Source organism: Azohydromonas caseinilytica (assembly GCF_012927045.1).
GTDB lineage: Bacteria > Pseudomonadota > Gammaproteobacteria > Burkholderiales > Burkholderiaceae_C > Azohydromonas > Azohydromonas caseinilytica.
In genome coordinates this window covers 62,311-79,753 of sequence record NZ_JABBFW010000027.1, presented here as the reverse complement: position 1 = coordinate 79,753, position 17,443 = coordinate 62,311, and the positions used below count along the sequence as shown (strand labels likewise).

Below are 17,443 nucleotides of genomic sequence, written 5' to 3'. Positions count from 1 at the left end.
CTCGCCGGCGAGGTGGAGATGAACCAGGGCGGCGGCCTGCGCCCGCGCGAGGTGGCGCAGGGCTGGTTCCTGCCCTGCTGCAGCAAGCCGCTGAGCAATATCGAGGTCGAGCGCTAGTCCGGCACGCACCCGTCCATCAACAGACAACTTCAGCGCCGTGCGTCACGACGACGGGCGGCTGCATGTCCATGCCCCCGAGCACACCATCGCGGGCCTGCTGTCTGGGCTTTTTGCCGCCACTACATGAGTTGTGTCTCGGGCAAGTCGCTCATGGCCGGGGATTCCCGACGCAACACGAAAAGGCCCGCTTGGGTCGCAAGCAAGGCCTTTGAGTGTCCGGTGCAGAACTACTTGGCAGCGACCAGCCACTGGTCAATCAGTTCACCGTGCGTAGCGACGTAGGCAGCGGCTTCCTTGGCGGGGCTGGTGCTTCTCGCTTTGAGCATCACGGTTTCGAGGTCCGCCAGAGAAACTTTGAGATTTCGTATGAAGGCAGCCGCCTTGGGAAAGTCGGCGCTGAATCCCTTGCGCGCCAGGGCATGAATCGACTCCGTGCCGCCCAGCGCCTGTTTCGGGTCATCCAGGTAACGCAGCTTGTACTGCGAGAACATCCAGTGCGGCGACCATGTCGTCACCACGATCCATTGCTTGCGCTGAATGGCCCGGTCCAGCGCAGAAACCATGGTTGCGTCGGAGGCCGTGAGCAGCTTGTAGTCAAGGCCGTAGGTCTTGACCGCTGTCTCCGACAGCTTCATCAACCCGGAGCCGGCGTCGATGCCCTGAATATGGCCGCCCAGCTTTTCACGCACCTCAGGCTTTTTCAAGTCTTCGATGCTGCGAAGCATCGAAGCCGGGATTTCTTCGGGGACGGCCCATCCCAGCTTGGCACCGGTGTAGAGCGGACCAAGGTCTTCAACCTCACCTTTGACCTTGTCCCAATAACCTTTGTGCGTGCCCGGCAGCCAGGCCATGAGCATGAGGTCGATCTGGCCACGCTGGAGGCCGGCGTACTGCAGCGCGACGTCCGTCATCACCAGTTCGACCTTCTGTGCCAAGCGCTGCTCCAGGATCAGCTTGGCAATATTGGTGACGGCCTCGGCATCAGCCCAGGCGGTCCAGCCAATGCGGATCGGTTTTGCCTGGGCCAGCACGGACAATGGCGTACCAGCCAAAGCCAGTGTGGCTGTTGTGCCGGCAATGAAATTACGGCGATTCAGCAGCCTTCTGTCGTCGCTCATGGAGGTCTCCGGTAACAGCGGTTTAAGGTACCTGCCTCAGATTAATAGCTGCCAACCAGGTTGCTTACATCCAAGCGACGCCAAAATGTCCGATTTCGACATGCTTTTGCAAGATCATCTGCATCAAATTCCAGAATATCGATGCGAAAGCGACGAAGCTTCGGTTAGGACTTCGGGCCAAGCAGTGTATTTTCACCGCCGGTAATGTGCCCCAGTGCTCTCGTACCCATGCTGTACCGGCATCAGTCGGTTCCAGGCCTGACAGCTGCCAACGCCTTTCATTAACCGCCGCCTGCCGCTCAACGACCCAATCTCGGCTGGGCGTCAATCATCAGTATTTTGCATGCAATGCCGACGGGTTGCCCGATCTATTTCTTCAGCCCACCAGGCAACCGAATAACGATCGTGAAGACTGCCGAGCGTCGCAGCGAAAACTATCTTGAGGCGCTCTCAACCATGGCGGCGCAGCCGCTGATTGGCACGACCGCCAGTGGCTACAGGCAATCTTTGAGCGCTGATGAAGCTTGCTGCAACGCCGTAGACCACCCGTCGGTGAAGACCGTGGGGGCGACTGTAGCCTGCGTGCTGGCATGAGCAATTTCGAGCAGGGTATGGGCAGCCCATGGTGAGAATCGCGTGAAAGATGCCGTCGCACCGCGGCATGCTGGCTGGATCACCAGCTTGGTTGCCTTAGGCAACCAGATCGAGCTGGTTGAGTGGTTCAGCCATGCGCCGCCTTGACGCGCCGGCATGCGTCAGAGCAGTACTTCACGTCCGCTCAGTTCTTGGCCCAGCGACGCCGCCGGGTCATCGACAGGCCGCGGGCCGCGCAAGGCTTGCTGGGCAGAGCGGCCTTGTTGCCGCGATGAGATCGCTTGTCGTTCGGCCCGGTCGCGTGCCTGATCCCATTCAGCGACGAGGCCGACGCCATTTCCAAGGCCAACGACATCGCCTACGGCCTGTCCAGCTACGTGTGAACCGAGAACATCGGCCGTGCGTACCGCGTGGCCGCCACCATCTGCTTCGTCAACAGCCAGAACGTGCGCGACCTGCGCCAGCCCTACGGCGGCACCAACGCCTCGGGCACCGGGCGCGAAGGCGGCACCTGGAGCTACGAGGTGTTCCTGGAGCCCAAAGAACGTCGCGGTCAGCATGGGTTCGCACCACATCCCCCGCTGGGGCGTGGCCTGGCGGCCGCGCGGTTCCACGACCTCAAGACCCGCCCGCTTTCGGATCGACGGCAGGCGACATGACCGCAAAACCAAGGAGACTCAGCATGGGCAAGCTCGCACCCGTGGGCAAGATCACCCGCGTCCCGTCGATGTACCTGAGCGAGCTCGACGGACAAGGGCACCTGCCAGGACGCCATCGACGGCCACAAGGAGATCGGCCGGCGCTGCCGCGAGCCGGGCGTGGACACCATCGTGGTGTTCGACGCGCACTGGCTGGTCAACGCCAACTACCACGTCAACTGCGCCGAGCACTTCCAGGGCGTCTACACCAGCAGCGAGCTGCCCCACTTCATCAGCAACCTGCCCTTCGCCTGCCCCGGCAACCCCGGGCTGGGGCGGCTGCTGGCCCGCGTGTGCAACGAGCAGGGCGTCGAGACGCTGGCACACGACAAGACGACGCTCGCAGCCGCGGCGATGGCGCAGCTGCGCCCGCTGCTGCAGATCCACCACGTGGGCGTGACGCTGCAGACCGACGAGGGCCCGGAGGTCTTCGACGCCAAGAACAGCTCGCTGCACCCCCTGTTTCCAAAGGCATGAGCATGCTTTGCCAGGACATCACCGCGGCGCTGGGCGCGCCAGCTCCACCAGGCGCGCAAGACCCGCACGCAGCTGCGCCACTTCTCCGCGCAGCATCCGCAGATGACCATCGAGGACGGCTATGCCATCCAGCGTGAGTGGGTCACGCTTGAGCTCGCTGAAGGGCGCCGCATCAGGGGCCGCAAGATTGGCCTGACCTCGCGCGCAATGCAGCTCTCGTCGCGGATCGACGAGCCCGATTACGCCCCGCTGATGGACGACCTGTTCTTCGAACAAGGCGGCGACATTCCCATCGACCGCTTCATCGCGCCGCGCGTGGAGGTGGAGTCGGCCTTCGTGCTGGGCAAGCCGCTGGCCGGGCCGGGCGTGACGCTGTTCGACGTGCTGGCCGCCACCGAGTACGTGTGCCCGGCGCTGGAGATCATCGCCTCGCGCACGGCGTCCGTGAGCTGCGGCTTCATGCGTCGCTCCGGCAACGTCAAGGTCAGCGCGCCGGCAAGCTCGCCTGCTGCATTCCACACCGGCGCGGAGATGCCGGTGGGGCCCGGCTCGCGTTCACTGGAGAGCACCACGAAGCCGCTCTGGCGGATCTCGTCATAGCCGAGTGGTCACCTTGGCGCAGCCGCTCGCTGAGCTGACGCAGCGAACTGCGCTTGAACTTGTGCAGCGTTGCGGATCACCGTGTCCGGGGCACGGACAATACCGGTCCATCTTGCTGTTGCCGCTGCGCGGCCCGCTCCCATGTCCTTTGCTTCCCTGGGCCTGTGTCCCGCCCTGGTTCGCGCCACGCACGAGCGTGGCTATGCAGCACCCACGCCCATCCAGGCCAGCGCCATACCGGCCGTACTCCAGGGACGCGACCTGCAGGCGCAAGCCCACACGGGCTCGGGCAAGACGGCGGCCTTTGCCCTGCCGCTGCTGCAGCAACTGGTGCAGCGCGGCCAGCCCGGGGCGCGCCCGCTGCACGCCCTCGTGCTGGTACCGACGCGCGAGCTTGCCGTCCAGGTCGGCGCGGCGCTGCGAGAGCTGTCCCAAGGACTGCGCACCCCGGCGCGCATCGCGGTGCTGTTCGGCGGCGTGTCGATCAATCCGCAGCTGATGGGACTGCGCGGCGGTGCCGACATCGCGGTGGCCACGCCGGGCCGGCTGCTGGACGTGGTCGCGCACAACGCGCTCAAGCTCGGCGGCGTGCAGACGCTGGTGCTCGACGAGGCCGACCGGCTGCTCGACCTGGGCTTTGCCGACGAGCTCGCGCACATCCTGGCGCTGCTGCCGCCGCGGCGCCAGAACCTGTGCTTCAGCGCCACGTTCCCTGCGGCGGTCCAGGCGCTGGCCGCACGGCTGCTGCACGAGCCGCTGCGCATCGAGCTGCCGCCCGAGCCTGAGGCCCGGCCTGCCATCGAGCAGCGCGCCATCGAAGTGGACGCTCCGCGCCGCACCACGCTGCTGCGCCATCTGCTGGCACAGCACCAATGGCCGCGGCTGCTGGTTTTCGTGGCCACGCAGCATGCCACCGGGCATGTGGCCGAGAAGCTGCAGCGAACCGGCATCGCCGCGGCGGCGCTGCACGGGCAGCTGGCCCAGGGTACCCGGCGCACGGTGCTGGCCGACTTCGAGGCCGGCCGGCTGCAGGTCCTGGTGGCGACCGACTTGGCGGCACGCGGGCTCGATTTCGCCGCCTTGCCGGCGGTGCTGAATTACGACCTGCCGCGCTCGGCGGCCGACTACACGCACCGCATCGGCCGCACGGGGCGTGCGGGGCAGCCCGGCGTGGCCATCAGCTTCGTCACCCCGGAGTCCGAAGCCCACTTCAGGCTGATCGAGAAGCGCCAGCAGCAGCGCGTGCCGCGCGAGCGCGTTCCGGGCTTCGAGTCCGCTGCAGCACCGGCCGCGCCGCCACCTGCCGCGACGGGTGAAGGCGGCATCAAGGGCAAGCGCAAGAGCAAGAAGGACAAGGCCCGCGAAGCCGCGCACCAGGCGTCGAAGCGCTAGGTTGGCCGTCCTGCCCGGCCAACGCGAGTGTCCCGCACCGGGGTCAGGAGCCAGCGGCGAAAATGCGGGATGAATACCACTGCAGCCCCGCCAGCCCAGCCACGCAATCCACTGCATGGCATCACGCTGGAGATGATGCTCACGGCGCTGGCCGCCCACTACGGCTGGGCCGGCTTGGCTGAGCGCATACCCGTGCGCTGCTTCAGCAGCCAGCCCAGCGTGCCGTCGAGCCTGAAGTTCCTGCGCAAGACGCCCTGGGCGCGGGAAAAGGTCGAAAGCCTCTACCTCTTCATGCTGCGTGAGCGCCGACGCGAGCAGCGGAGTTGAGCACGGCTCGGATACCTCTGTCCTACGCAGCGACGTTGCGCGGCCGGCACCAGCCCCGGGTCACCTGGCGCCGGATCGAAGCCGCGCATGAGGCTCCTGGTCTTCACCCGCGCCATCCGGCGGTAGGGCGGAAACGTCCTGCCTTCTCGTGACGTCCGTCACCAACCAGCCCTGTCTGCTTCAGCGCCGGCTCCGCATTGGGGCGGAGCCTCCAGGGTGGTTGTCGAACCGGAGGTCGCGATGAAATCGTTCTGGGTACCCATCCTATGCGCCGTGGTGGTCGGCGCTTGCGGCGGCTCGGCGCCTGACGACGCCGTGCAGGCATCGATGTCGCTCGCCCAGCAGCACAAGGTCCCGGCGCCGCCGGGCAAGGGGCATGGCAAGCACATCTTCCGCCATGAGACCTTTGGTAATGAAACCTTCTGGAGTGACCAGCTGCGCCTGCATGAGGTGGTTGGAACCACTGTGGACCCCAGGACTGCGCTGTCGGTGGGCCTGAAGGTGGACGTCAGCGCCCTGCCGCATGAGGTCCGGCGGGGTATCGCCCAGGGCACCGTGAGCTTCACGAGTCCGGACACGACCGTGGCGCTGCTCAAGCTCGATGCCGTCGTCGGCCTCAAGGGCCGCGTGGAGAGCGTCGGCGGCCGAGACCGGCTCACGCGGCTGGGAGTGACCTGCGCGCTGTGCCACTCCACCGTGGACAACTCGTTCGCCCCGGGCATCGGCAAGCGCCTGGACGGATGGCCCAACCGCGACCTGAACCCGGGTGCGATCATCGCGCTGTCGCCCGCGCTGAGCGAAGCCACGAAGGCCATCTACCGGTCCTGGGGCAAGGGCCGCTACGACCCGCGCTTCAACCTGGACGGCATCAGCGCTCCCGTGCTCATCCCGCCCGCGTACGGCTTGCAGGGCCTGCACAGCATCACCTACACCGGCGACGGCCACCGCATCGCCTACTGGAACCGCTATGTCGCCGTGACGCAGATGGGCGGCCATGGCAGCTTCACCGACCCGCGCATCGGCGTCACCGTGACCAACGGGACGGACGACCTCGTCAGCGGCAAGCTGCCGGCGCTGGAGCACTATCAGCTCAGACTGCGGCCGCCGGCACCGCCGATGGGCAGTTTCGATGCGGCGGCGGCCGAGCGGGGCCGGGTGATCTTCAACACCAAGGGCAGCTGCGTGAGCTGCCACAGCGGGCCGGCGTTCACCGACGCGAACCTGCGCCTGCACGCCCCCACCGAGGTGGTCAGCGAGCCCGAGCCCAACGGCGCGCCGAGCTTCGCCTCGCGCAGCGCGACCAAGATGTACCGCACCACGCCACTGCGCGGGGTGTGGCAGCACCCGCCCTACTTCCACAACGGTACGGCAGCGACGCTGGAGCAGGTCGTGCAGACCTACAACACGAGAAAGGCGTTGGGCTTGAGCGCCCAGGAGATGGCCGATCTGGTGCAGTACCTCAAGTCGCTCTGAGGCCGATCCGTACTGGCGGGTGGCGCCCTCGCTTCCAACCTTCAACGCACCACCAGCACCGGGACGCCGCAATGCCCGAGCACTCTGGGGGTTTCGCTGCCCCGCAACAGCGCGGCCAAGCCGTGCCGGCCGTGCGAGGCCATGACGATGAGGTCGCAACGGTGCTGGCCGGCATAGTCGCAGATCGCCTCCCATGGGTGCGCCGCCTCGACGGTGCTGGCACGGCAGGGAATACCGGCTTCCTGAGCGGCCTCCATGACGGCCTTGACCCGTTCGGAGGCGGTGCGCTCCTGCGCCTGCAGGAACTCCTGCGGCGGCGTGGGCTGCAGGTCAGAAACGGCGCCGTAGGGAAACAGCTCCTTGGCACTGATCGTGTGCAGCTCGGCCCCGCAGAGCCTGGCCAGATCAAGGGCATAGCGCAGGGCCTTGGGCGTGGCATCGGAACCATCGGTGGGAAACAGGATGCGGGTGAACATACTTTCCTCCTGCCGCAACTGCCCCTCGGGGGACGATACGGCAAGTATGGAGCCTTCCCCCTGCTGGGTCGCCTGGGTCTTGTCAGTAGCGACTGCGGGGGTTGCTGCGCACCATGTCGCGCAGCGCTCACGTCCTTCAGCGGGGCTTGTCACATCGCAACAGAACAAGTGCGAGCACGCTTTGGATGCCCAAACCGGCCGGCGTGCCGTTACAGAAGACCGGGGGCGTGGCGGCTGGCCTGATGTATGAGCTGATGGCTCGAAACACCGGCCGCCACGGCCAGCGCACAGCGGTGGGCCAAGGCAACAATGCTGCTTGGCGTCCACCACAGTTGCCGTTGTGCTGCCCGGCAAGGCCAGTGGGGGCAATCCCGGATGCTCCATGTTTTAGAGGCATGAATGGATTGCAAACAATGCATTGGATTTATTGAACCGGCGTCACTAACCTGCTTTCCAACGGCCGCGCCACAGCGGCAGATCAGGAGACAGCGATGGTGGGATTCGACAGGGGCAGGCGCGCGTTCATGGTGATGGCGGCCGCTGCGCTGTGCGGCACGGCCGCGCAGGCCGACGACAAGGCGGTGACGCTGATGGTGCCCTACCCGGCCGGTGGCCCCTCCGACGCGATCGCCCGCATCGTCAACGCGCCGCTGGGCAAGGCGCTGGGCCAGCAGGTGATCGTGGACAACCTGGGCGGTGTCAGCGGGGCGCTGGCGGCGCAGAAGGTGCTGGCCGCCCCGGCGGACGGCCGCATGCTGTTCCAGGGTTCGCCCAACGAGGTGATTCTTTCGCCGCTGGCCAACGCCGCCGTCAAGCTCAAGGCCGAGGACTTCACGCTCGTGCACCCGATCGGCAACGCCGTGCTGGTGCTCGTCGCGCGCAAGGATCTGCCGGCCGGCTCGGCTGACGAGCTGATCGAGCTGGCGCGCAAGTCCAAGGGCAAGCCGCTGACCTACGGCAGCGTGGGCATCGGCTCGCTCTACCACCTCGTCGTCGAGGATGCCGCCAGGCAGACGGGCGCCGTGCTGCAGCACGTGCCCTACAAGGGCAACGCCCCGGTGCTGCAGGACCTCGGCGGCGGCATGGTGGACTTTGCCGTGCTGGTCTACTCCGCGGCCATGAGCGCGCTGGCCGAGCAGGGCAAGCTCAAGGTGCTCGGGCAGCTCGGGAGCCAGCGTTCGGAGCTGCTGCCCAACGTGCCCACCGTTGCCGAGGGCAGGCTGCTCAGGAACTTCAGCTACACGATCTGGTCGGGGCTGATGGTGCGCAAGGACACGCCCGCGCCCGTGGTCCAGAGGCTGCACCAGGCCATGACCACCGTGTTGCAGGACGCGCAGGTGCGCAGCCAGCTCGCTGCCCAGAGCCAGACGGCGGCTCCGGCGATGTCGCTGGCCGAGTCGGCGAAGTTCTTCGAGGCCGAGACCGCCCGCTACCGGCGCATTGCGCGGGACATCAAGCTGCAGGCGCAGTGACAAGGAGACGACATGGACCTGCTGTCCCTGAGCACCGAGCAGTCGGGCGAATTCGTGCGGCTGCGCCGCGACATCCACCGCCATCCCGAGCTCGGCTTCGAGGAGCACCGTACCAGTGCACTGGTGGCCGACAAGCTGCGGGACTGGGGCTACGAGGTCGGGCAGGGCCTGGGCGGCACCGGCGTGGTGGGCCGGCTGCGCCGCGGCACCGGAGCGCGCCGGCTGGGCATCCGCGCGGACATGGACGCGCTGCCAATCCAGGAAGCCTCGGGCCTGGCGCATGCCAGCTGCCGCGCGGGCCTGATGCACGCCTGTGGTCACGACGGCCACACCGCGATGCTGCTGGCCGCGGCGCGGCTGCTGGCGGCTGCCGACTTCGACGGCACGCTGCACCTCATCTTCCAGCCCGCCGAGGAGGGCCTGGGCGGCGCGCTGCGCATGCTGGAGGACGGGCTGTTCGAGAAGTACCCCTGCGACGCCATCTTCGCGATGCACAACATGCCCGGCATCCCGCAAGGCCGGCTCGTGCTGCGCGAGGGGCCGATGATGGCCTCCTCCGACTACATCACGATCACGCTGCACGGCAGCGGCGGCCATGGCGCGATGCCGCACCGCGCGGCCGACCCGGTAGTGGCCGCGGCCTCCATCGTGATGGCGCTGCAGACGGTCGTGTCGCGCAACGTCGATCCGCTGCAGGCCGCGGTGGTCACGGTCGGCGCGCTGCAGGCCGGCCAGGCCAACAACGTGATCCCGCAGCAGGCCCGCATGGAGCTGTCGGTGCGCGCGCTCGACCGCGACGTTCGCCGGCTGCTGCAGGATCGCATCCGCGCGCTGGTGGCGGCGCAGGCCGAGAGCTTTGGCGTGCGTGCCGAGATCGACTACCGCAGCGGCTACACCGTGCTGGTCAACGACCCCGGGCAGACGGCCCTCGCACGCGAGGTGGCGCTGGAGCTGCTGGGGCCGCAGCAGGTCACGCTGCAGGGCGAGCCGCTCACGGGCAGCGAGGACTTCGCCTTCATGCTCGAGCGCGTGCCGGGCAGCTATGTGCTCATCGGCAACGGCGACGGCGACAGCGCGGGGGCGTGCATGGTGCACAACCCCGGCTACGACTTCAACGACGCCAACATCCCGATTGGCGCGGCCTTCTGGGTAAAGCTGGCGCAGCGTTTCCTCGTCCAGGAGGCCAACCAGTCTTGATGCGGCGTCGGTCCACGGCGCGAGCCGACGCCTGATCGGACGAAACCCACCTGGCTGCCACCGCGGTTCTGCCGGGGGGCAGCCCGTCCTGATGCAGCGGCGAAGGTCGCTTTCGCGTGCTGGTCGGCTGCGAGCGTGTCTGACTGCAAGGTCAGGATGAAGCCGGTGCATGGTGAGCGCCGCTACGATGCGCCCCTTGCATCGCGTGCGCACACCATGACCCTGGTTCAGCTCAGGCACCTCATCGCGCTGGCTGAGTCCGGCTCCTTCACCCAGTCGGCCGAGGCGCTGTGCATCACGCAGCCGGCGCTCAGCCGCAGCGTGCAGGCGCTGGAGCGGGAACTGGGCCAGCCGCTGTTCGACCGCACCGGCCGCCGCAGCGAACTCACGGCCTTCGGACGCGAGGTGGTGCAGCGCGCACGGCAGCTGGTGTTCGAGGCCGACGAGCTCGTGGCCAGCGGTCGCCAGATGAGCGCGGGCCAGGCCGGCGCCGTGCGCCTGGGGCTGGGCTCGGGTCCCAGCGCGATCCTGTCCACGCCGCTGCTGCGCACGGTGGCCACGCGGCATCCGGGCCTGCGGCTGGACATCGTGCGCGGTCCCATCGAGCACCTGCTACAGGCACTGCGTGAACGGCAACTCGACGCGCTGGTGATCGACGCCCGCTCGCTGCCGCCCGCCGCGGACCTGCGCGTGACGGCGGTGACGGAACTGCGGGGCGCCTTCCTGTGTCGGCCGGACCATCCGCTCACGCGCTGGAAGCGTGCGCTGCGCTTCGCGGCACTGCAGCAGTACCCCATCGCCTCCACGCCGCTGAGCGACGAGGTGGCGCGCGTGCTGGTCGAGCGCTACGGCCGTGCGGCCCACCCCGCGAGCTGCGTGACGCTGCGCTGCGAGGACATCCCGGCCCTGGTGGAGGTGGCACGCGACAGCGACACCGTGCTGCTCGCGATCCGCGCCGCGGCGCCGGATTTCGTGGAACTTCCCTTGCAGCCGGCGCTGGACTTCACCGCCCGCTTCGCTGTCGTCACGCTTGCGGGGCGCACCGAGGCGCCCGCCATGCCGCTGGTGCGCAAGCTGGTGCAGGAATACCTGCACGATTGAGTTGAGCGCAGGCCGATTCGGTGATGGATGGCGCCGAGGTACCGTGCATTGCAGCAAGCCAGGATATTGGCACTTGATACCGTCAGCGGGTCACGTGCGGCGCGTGTGGCACCACGCTGGCCTTTATCCGCCATGCCGGTATCGAGCCCACCATCGTCGAGTGCTTGAAAACGCCGCCCGCCAAGGAGCAGCTCCGCGGACTCGTGGCCGCCGCGGGCCGGGGCGTGCGCTGCTGCGCGAGAACGGCTGGGCGATCCGAAATGGACCGACGGCAACTGCCGACCCTGGCCGGTTCATTCGGTCAGAAAGACTCTAGGCTTTCGGCGGGATATTGACGTTGAGGTGGAACACGTTCTCGGGATCGTACTTCGCCTTGACCTGCTGCAGCCGCCGCAGGTTGGGCCCGTACGCCGCCGTCAGAGCCTGGTCTCCCGTGTCATCCTGGTCGAAGTAGTTGAGGTAGCGGCTCGGACCACCGAAGCTGCGGATCGCCGCATACGCATCGCGTGACCATTTGGTGCCAACGGCGTCGTCCGCCGGGGACATCCACTGCGAGAGCACAAGCACATTGAACCCATCCGCGCGCAATGCAAAAGCCGTCTCGGTCGGCGCAATGCGGCTCGCAGCGCCGTGGAAATGCTCGATGAGAAGCTGGCCCATCGGCGAGGGACAGCGCATGAACGCGTCGACAATCGTGTCAATCGCCTCGTCCGTCAGGCTTTCGCAGAAATGCGCCTTCCAGTAATTGCGCGCACCTGCCGGGTATGAGACGTCGAGCATGCTATTGAGCGCGGTGTACGAAATCGGTCCCATCGCATCCTTCACCGGTTGGCCCAACGATTTGATCGGCCATACGGCCTTGTCGCCGCTGGCGGCATCGCCGAAGTATCCCGCTGCGATCGCGACCAGCTTCGTCGTCGCGTCCGGGCCGGTGATCAGTGCGCAGACCAGCATCAAGTCATCGTTGGCCTTCGCGGCCAGCTCGCGAAAGAGCCTGAGCACGTCCGGCGCGCGGTCGACGGGCCAGGCGACGAGCCCCCCGATGACGTCAGGCCCGACGGGATGCAGACGGAATTCGAGGGAGGATGCGATGCCGAAGTTGCCCCCTCCGCCGCGCACCGCCCAGAACAGGTCTGCATTCTCGTGCGCGCCGGCACGCATCACGTTGCCGTCGGCCAGCACCATCTCGACGCTTTCGAGGTTGTCGAGGGCCATCGCGTGCTTGGGCATCAGCCAGCCAACTCCCCCACCCAGGGTAAGACCGGCCACGCCAGTGGTGGACACCACGCCGCCCGTCGTCGCAAGCCCATGAAGCTGAGTTTCCCGATTGAAGTGGCCCCAGAGCGTGCCGCCAGCGGCACGCGCCGCTCGCTGCTCTGGAGCCACGTGCACGTGCTTCATGAGTGACAGGTCGATCATCACGCCGCCCTCGCAGCAGGCCTTGCCGCCGACGTTGTGGCCGCCTGCGCGCACCGCGATTTCGAGTCCGCGCTCGCGAGCAAAACGCACAGTGCTCGCGATGTCGGCACTGCCCAGGCACTGGGCAATGAGCGCGGGATGCTTGTCCACGAGCCCGTTGTGCACGCGGCGTGCCGCTTCCCATTCGGCGCTTCCCGGCATCAGCAGACGCCCGCTGAAGCGGCTCGCGAGATCGCCAACGCTCGATGAAAGATTGGCCATGGCGTGCTCCAATCGTCGGGAAGACAAATATCGCCGCCCGGTCGCCCGAATAGTCGCGGAAACCCTGGCCGCCACTGCGGTTTGCATTGCCTTGATTGGCACGATCGCGCCGCTGGTGATCTTCACCATCATTGGCATGCCGGCCGTGCACGGATCGGCTGGGGACAATCAGCTTCGCCGGTGCCACTCACGGCGGCCAGGACTGGTCACGCCGGCCAGTCACAGCAAGCGCCTACGCAAGCAGCAATGCACAGTGCACCCGCGGCATTCGCTCATGTGATGCGCAGGAGCCAAGCAGGCAAATGCCGGAGCGGGTTGTTGAATCAGAAACGGCCTGCACTGCCTCGTCAATTCAGCGTCTTGAGGCAGCTTGCCCGGCGGCTCTGCACGGATTCAATCCTGCTTATCGAACTGGCTGGCGTAGAAGCGCAGCAGCCAAGAGCGCACGGCGGGCGCCTGCCACTGCCCCGCATCCAACCGCGAGCGCAGCAGCGGCGTGAGCTGTACGCCACGCGCCACCAGGTCCTCACGCAACCGCTGAAGCCAGCGAAACTGCTCCTCGCGCGGCAGCGCGGCAAAGGCCTGCTCCGCTTCAGCCAGCTTTTCCTGCGCCAGCGTGGCTTCGGGCTGCTTGGCCGACGCCACTGCAGGGGTGACGGGAGCGTTCGGCCTTGGCGCGGGCAGCGCGGTGCTGGTGGCTGCGGGTGCGCGCTTGTCCGGCACGCCGCCGAGGAGCCATCTCAGGTGCGAGAGCCGGTTGACGACAGGCGTCTTGGCCGAGGCCACGTGCTGCGCCAGCGTGTCCAGTGCGCGCGCCACGGCCTCCTGGCCGTAGCGCTCGGCCAGAGCATCGAAGTCATGCTCCCGGATATCGAGCGCCAACGCCCTGCCCTGCACGGTCACATCCACCGGCTGCCTGTCCTCCAAGGCCACAGCACGCCGCTGGTCCTTGCGCCTCACCAGGAACTGCACCTCGCCGGAAAACTTGCCGTTCTTCTTGTGCTCGACAAGCTCGATGTCGATTTCAGAGAGCTCGTTGATATTGCGCAAGGCCGGCGTCACGAACTCATTCTTGAACTTGCGCCACTCCCGCAGCTTGGACTGGTCGGTGCCACGCAGCACGGGCAGCCACCAGGTCCAGTCCTGGCGCATCGTCCGGCCCACGCCCTGGTAGCGGGCGCAGATTTCGTAGAGCGCCACGGCGCAGTAGGTGCCCAGCCGTGCGACGGTTTCGAGGTTGATCTGCGCCCAGCGCTCCGGATCCAGCATCTGGCGCTTGATAGCCGGCGGGTACCACCACCGCACCCAGTTCTCGCGCCCGACCTTGTAGAAATCCGCCTGCGACAGCAGCGTGAACACCTGCTCTCGCTCAGCCTCGCCCGGCATCACGTCACCGGGAGACAGCTGGCGCCACTCGATGATGGTCGTCATCATTTCCTTGAGGTAGCGCTTGGCCGAAGCCGTGGCGGAGCTGTCGGTGCCCGACTGGTGAAGGATGGCATGCAAGGGTGCCGCGTAGCCCTCTTCCCGCGTGTCCCCTTCGGCCTGCGCCAGCCGTCCCATCACGTTGTAGACCTTGCGTGCCGTGACGGTGAGTGAGCGGTTGACCGGGACGATAGCCAGCGCAGACACCGGCTTGTGGAACGTGCTGCCCGCTTCTCTTGGCTGCACGGGCGGCTTACGGCTGGACATGAGTGCCGAGTATATGTCCAGTGCTGCTTGGACAGCACGGGGCTCAGAGCACTTGGTTTTAACTTCGGATCTGATTGAAAAACCCGGACATCCTTTGACTGGTCGAGGGAGGCGATGCCAGGAAAAGCCGGACGCGCGTCGCTGCAGCTGTAGCGTGGGTGGTTGAAAAAGCCGGACACTGCCTGGGCCACGGCGGCAAACCCTCACAGAAAAAGCAGGACTTCACGGACCAACAGGGCATCTGGCTTGACTGAAAAGGCCGGACATCCCTACCGGCTCAGGCCGTTATCCGGGTTCAGAAGAAGTTATCCACAGAGCCAGTGCCACAGGACAAGGGCGCGAGAAAAAGACGGACACCCGGGTTGAAAGAGGCGGACCCATTGCTTGAAACCGCCGGACAAGTTGGCTTGAAACACCGGACATGTCCAGCTCATAAGCTGTTGATCTATATACCAAAAATTGACTTATACACAGCCGCAAATGTCTTAAAGGTATTGAAGACTTCTTAAAGAGGTTTTGAAACCGGCAGACGCGTTTCAAGGCTGGTCCTGTCCTTCATCCGATGCCATGCAGATGCAGAAACGCGAAGGTACTGCGATTTCTGCATCTGCCTCTAGAATCGTGCGACATGCGCTGTGATTGCGCTGAAGGAGAAGAAACTTGGAAGTTACCCCGCTCGCTGCCACGGAAGACATCACGCTGCCGTCCATCTTGGAACAGGCGGAGCGCGTGAAGGACGTGGTGGCCTATGCGCGCGAAACGATGCTTGCACCCACACAGCGCAAGAAGCCTCCGGTGTTCTCGACCGCCAAGCTGATGGAGCTCACAGGACTGGAGAAGCCGCAAGTGGACTACCGGTTGCGCCGGGGCGAACTGCCCAGCGGCAAGCTCACCCCCAGCGGCGCGCGGCGAGAGTTCACACTGGCGGAGGCACGGGTATGGGTGCGCGAAATGCGGCGCAACGAACTGCGCCCGCCTGGGTCCACGGCCATCACCATCGCCATCGGCAACTTCAAGGGCGGCGTCAGTAAAACGACCACCGCAGCCACGCTGGCCCAAGGGATGAGCATGTTGGGACACAGCGTGCTGCTCATCGACTGCGATCCGCAAGGCAGTCTCACAACGCTCATGGGCATCCTGCCGGACTCCGAGGTGGAGCTCAACGACACGGTGATGCCGTTGTTCTCCGGGCGCCAGCCGGACATCACTTATGCCGTCCGCGGCACGTACTGGGACGGTATCGATCTGGTGGCTGCAGCGCCTGTCCTCTTCGGCGCGGAATTCGCGCTGCCGGCCAGGCAGACGCAGGAGCCGGGCTTCGAGTTCTGGAGCGTGCTCGACTACGGGCTGGATGCAGTACGCGAGAAATACGACTTCATCATCATCGATACGCCCCCTGCCCTGTCTTACACGACCATCAACGCCTTGATGGCGGCCAACGGGATCATCATGCCGCTGCCGCCCAACCCGTTGGACTTTGCCTCCTCGGCCCAGTTCTGGGACCTGTTTGGTGACCTCACCAACCAGCTCATCACTCAGCGGGGTGGTCACAAGTCTTTCGCGTTCGTGGACGTCTTGCCAACCAAGGTGGAGTCTGCCGACCAGACGAGCCTGCTGGTCAAGAAGTGGATGGCTTCGGCCTATGGCGACAAGCTGGTGAGCGTCGAGATCCCCAAGACCGCTGCGGCCAACGCGTCGAGTGCTGAGTTCGGCACGGTATACGACCAGGTGGAAAGCGGTTCAGCCAGAACCTTCAAGCGCGCGACCGACGCCTACGATCGGCTCGTCGAACTCATCGAGGACCAGGCGCAGATGTTCTGGCGGAAGCAGCTCGGACAAGCCGGAGACGCGTGATGGCAACCAGGAAAAAGGGCCACGACATCGACTGGAGCAATGTCCCGCGCCGTTCGGCAGCTGTACCTGATGGCGCTGCCGACCCTGGCATGACGCCTCAGGCAGCGCCGGCTCCTGCAATCGCTGCCGCAGCGCCAGTATCCGCAGCGGCGGCAGCGCCGCCGGTGGCCAAGCCCAGGACAGGCCCGGGCTACAACGCGCTGCAGATCTTCACTGGCAATGCGCTGCAGGAACGCATTGCCGAGCTTGAAGAGGAAGTGCGGCGTGTGAGTGAGCAACGCGGCGCCGTGGTGCTCGACGCGCGCATCATCCGGGCAAGCCGCTGGGCTAACCGGCACGAGGCCTCTTTCACTGGCAAGGCCTATGACGAGCTCAAGGCCGAGATCAAAGATGCCGGCGGCAACGTGCAGCCGATCATGGTGCGGCCTGTTGCTGGAGCGAAAGAGGGTGGTGCGGCGTACGAGGTTGTGTTTGGACACCGCCGCCACCGGGCATGCTTGGAGCTCGGCCTTCCGGTCCAGGCGGTTGTGAAGGATGTGGGCGACCGTGAACTCTTCGGTTTCATGGAGCGTGAGAATCGGGTCCGGCGGAACCTGTCTGCATACGAGCAGGGTGCGATGTACCGGCGCGCGCTCGACGAGGGACTGTTCCCGTCGCTGCGCCAGCTGGCTACCCACGTAGGGCGCGACCACGGCGACATTTCCAAGGCAATGCGCATTGCCAGTCTTCCGCAGGAGGTCGTTAACGCTTTCGCGTCACCCAACGACATCCAGTTTCGCTGGGCTTCGGTGCTGGCTGAAGCGGTTGAACGGGATCGCGATGCTGTGCTGCGCGTGGCTGCGGACCCCTTGCTCAAGGAATTGCCACCACGCCGCATCTTCGAGGCCCTGGCGGGCAGGGGCAGGGCGCGGTCATCTACAGCTGCGGAAGGTCACGGCGAGTCCGCAGCTACTCCGTCTACCGTTCTTCCTCATAGCTTCGACCTTGGCAAGGGCCAGAGGCTTGCGGTGCGCAGCGAGAATGGTCGAACCGTTCTGGAGCTCGATGCTGCGTTGCTGCCTCCGGAACGCTGGGAAGATATTGCAGTTGAGCTTCGCAAACTGCTGCTTCCCAGATAGACCACGGTGGGGGCAGTGACGGCCATGGAAGGCTTGGCTCGCTGTTCACCGGGT

At 66.1% G+C, this 17,443-nt stretch carries 13 protein-coding genes and 4 pseudogenes; 12 read left to right on the top strand and 5 right to left on the bottom strand.

The window, feature by feature from the left end:
- Positions 1-347 precede the first annotated feature (347 nt).
- The gene (locus HHL10_RS24590) at positions 348-1,238 is read right to left on the bottom strand and encodes a glycine betaine ABC transporter substrate-binding protein (protein ID WP_169163048.1); all 891 of its coding nucleotides are present in this window, start codon (positions 1,236-1,238) and stop codon (positions 348-350) included.
- Between the two features lie 405 nt (positions 1,239-1,643).
- Between HHL10_RS24590 and HHL10_RS24585 the strand changes: the two genes are divergently transcribed.
- The 4 genes and pseudogenes from HHL10_RS24585 to HHL10_RS30730 form a co-directional block, all read left to right on the top strand.
- Complete coding sequence (locus tag HHL10_RS24585) at positions 1,644-1,832, top strand: hypothetical protein (RefSeq protein WP_169163047.1); 189 nt, start codon at positions 1,644-1,646, stop codon at positions 1,830-1,832.
- A 287-nt stretch (positions 1,833-2,119) separates the two neighbouring features.
- A pseudogene (locus HHL10_RS24580) lies at positions 2,120-2,423 on the top strand (aldehyde dehydrogenase family protein); the annotation flags it as partial.
- A 91-nt stretch (positions 2,424-2,514) separates the two neighbouring features.
- A pseudogene (locus HHL10_RS24575) lies at positions 2,515-2,929 on the top strand (DODA-type extradiol aromatic ring-opening family dioxygenase); the annotation flags it as partial.
- A gap of 102 nt (positions 2,930-3,031) precedes the next feature.
- A pseudogene (locus HHL10_RS30730) lies at positions 3,032-3,442 on the top strand (FAA hydrolase family protein); the annotation flags it as partial.
- Between the two features lie 35 nt (positions 3,443-3,477).
- Here HHL10_RS30730 and HHL10_RS30725 read toward each other — a convergent pair.
- Positions 3,478-3,576: pseudogene (locus tag HHL10_RS30725) on the bottom strand (IclR family transcriptional regulator); the annotation flags it as partial.
- A 172-nt stretch (positions 3,577-3,748) separates the two neighbouring features.
- Here HHL10_RS30725 and HHL10_RS24560 point away from each other — a divergent pair.
- From HHL10_RS24560 to HHL10_RS24550, 3 genes are all read left to right on the top strand, one after another.
- Entirely contained in the window at positions 3,749-4,999 is a 1,251-nt protein-coding gene (locus HHL10_RS24560; RefSeq protein ID WP_169163046.1) for a DEAD/DEAH box helicase, read from the top strand.
- Positions 5,000-5,068: 69 nt separating this feature from the next.
- Positions 5,069-5,326, top strand: coding sequence for a VF530 family protein (locus tag HHL10_RS24555; protein WP_169163045.1), 258 nt, complete (start codon positions 5,069-5,071; stop codon positions 5,324-5,326).
- Between the two features lie 240 nt (positions 5,327-5,566).
- Complete coding sequence (locus HHL10_RS24550) at positions 5,567-6,799, top strand: c-type cytochrome (protein WP_169163044.1); 1,233 nt, start codon at positions 5,567-5,569, stop codon at positions 6,797-6,799.
- Positions 6,800-6,840: 41 nt separating this feature from the next.
- On the opposite strand, the gene HHL10_RS24545 is transcribed toward HHL10_RS24550, so the two are convergent.
- A complete protein-coding gene (locus HHL10_RS24545; protein ID WP_169163043.1) occupies positions 6,841-7,275 on the bottom strand; it encodes a universal stress protein in 435 nt (144 codons plus the stop codon).
- A gap of 524 nt (positions 7,276-7,799) precedes the next feature.
- On the opposite strand from HHL10_RS24545, the gene HHL10_RS24540 reads away from it, so the two are divergent.
- The 3 genes from HHL10_RS24540 (at position 7,800) to HHL10_RS24530 (ending at position 11,045) form a co-directional block, all read left to right on the top strand.
- Entirely contained in the window at positions 7,800-8,747 is a 948-nt protein-coding gene (locus HHL10_RS24540; protein ID WP_375138980.1) for a tripartite tricarboxylate transporter substrate binding protein, read from the top strand.
- A gap of 12 nt (positions 8,748-8,759) precedes the next feature.
- A complete protein-coding gene (locus HHL10_RS24535) occupies positions 8,760-9,944 on the top strand; it encodes a M20 aminoacylase family protein (RefSeq protein WP_169163041.1) in 1,185 nt (394 codons plus the stop codon).
- Between the two features lie 216 nt (positions 9,945-10,160).
- Positions 10,161-11,045, top strand: a complete 885-nt coding sequence (locus HHL10_RS24530) for a LysR family transcriptional regulator (protein ID WP_169163040.1) — start codon at positions 10,161-10,163, stop codon at positions 11,043-11,045.
- A gap of 312 nt (positions 11,046-11,357) precedes the next feature.
- Here HHL10_RS24530 and HHL10_RS24525 read toward each other — a convergent pair whose 3' ends face one another.
- Positions 11,358-12,854: an FAD-binding oxidoreductase gene (locus HHL10_RS24525; RefSeq protein ID WP_169163039.1), complete on the bottom strand. Its 1,497-nt coding sequence runs from the start codon at positions 12,852-12,854 to the stop codon at positions 11,358-11,360.
- Between the two features lie 264 nt (positions 12,855-13,118).
- Positions 13,119-14,417: a replication initiation protein gene (locus HHL10_RS24520; protein WP_169163038.1), complete on the bottom strand. Its 1,299-nt coding sequence runs from the start codon at positions 14,415-14,417 to the stop codon at positions 13,119-13,121.
- 660 nt (positions 14,418-15,077) lie between these two features.
- On the opposite strand from HHL10_RS24520, the gene HHL10_RS24515 reads away from it, so the two are divergent.
- The gene (locus HHL10_RS24515; RefSeq protein WP_235971775.1) at positions 15,078-16,271 is read left to right on the top strand and encodes a ParA family protein; all 1,194 of its coding nucleotides are present in this window, start codon (positions 15,078-15,080) and stop codon (positions 16,269-16,271) included.
- A complete protein-coding gene (locus HHL10_RS24510) occupies positions 16,271-17,389 on the top strand; it encodes a ParB/RepB/Spo0J family partition protein (RefSeq protein ID WP_169163037.1) in 1,119 nt (372 codons plus the stop codon). The genes HHL10_RS24515 and HHL10_RS24510 overlap by 1 nt, the downstream gene beginning before the upstream one ends.
- The last annotated feature ends 54 nt before the right edge of the window (positions 17,390-17,443 follow it).

Bases quoted from the DNA above. Each gene is read 5' to 3' on its own strand.
- HHL10_RS24590 (WP_169163048.1), bottom strand. From the start codon at position 1,238: ATGAGCGACGACAGAAGGCTGCTGAATCGCCGTAATTTCATTGCCGGC.
- HHL10_RS24560 (WP_169163046.1), top strand. From the start codon at position 3,749: ATGTCCTTTGCTTCCCTGGGCCTGTGTCCCGCCCTGGTTCGCGCCACG.
- HHL10_RS24555 (WP_169163045.1), top strand. From the start codon at position 5,069: ATGAATACCACTGCAGCCCCGCCAGCCCAGCCACGCAATCCACTGCAT.
- HHL10_RS24550 (WP_169163044.1), top strand. From the start codon at position 5,567: ATGAAATCGTTCTGGGTACCCATCCTATGCGCCGTGGTGGTCGGCGCT.
- HHL10_RS24545 (WP_169163043.1), bottom strand. From the start codon at position 7,275: ATGTTCACCCGCATCCTGTTTCCCACCGATGGTTCCGATGCCACGCCC.
- HHL10_RS24540 (WP_375138980.1), top strand. From the start codon at position 7,800: ATGGTGATGGCGGCCGCTGCGCTGTGCGGCACGGCCGCGCAGGCCGAC.
- HHL10_RS24535 (WP_169163041.1), top strand. From the start codon at position 8,760: ATGGACCTGCTGTCCCTGAGCACCGAGCAGTCGGGCGAATTCGTGCGG.
- HHL10_RS24530 (WP_169163040.1), top strand. From the start codon at position 10,161: ATGACCCTGGTTCAGCTCAGGCACCTCATCGCGCTGGCTGAGTCCGGC.
- HHL10_RS24525 (WP_169163039.1), bottom strand. From the start codon at position 12,854: ATGGTGAAGATCACCAGCGGCGCGATCGTGCCAATCAAGGCAATGCAA.
- HHL10_RS24520 (WP_169163038.1), bottom strand. From the start codon at position 14,417: ATGTCCAGCCGTAAGCCGCCCGTGCAGCCAAGAGAAGCGGGCAGCACG.
- HHL10_RS24510 (WP_169163037.1), top strand. From the start codon at position 16,271: ATGGCAACCAGGAAAAAGGGCCACGACATCGACTGGAGCAATGTCCCG.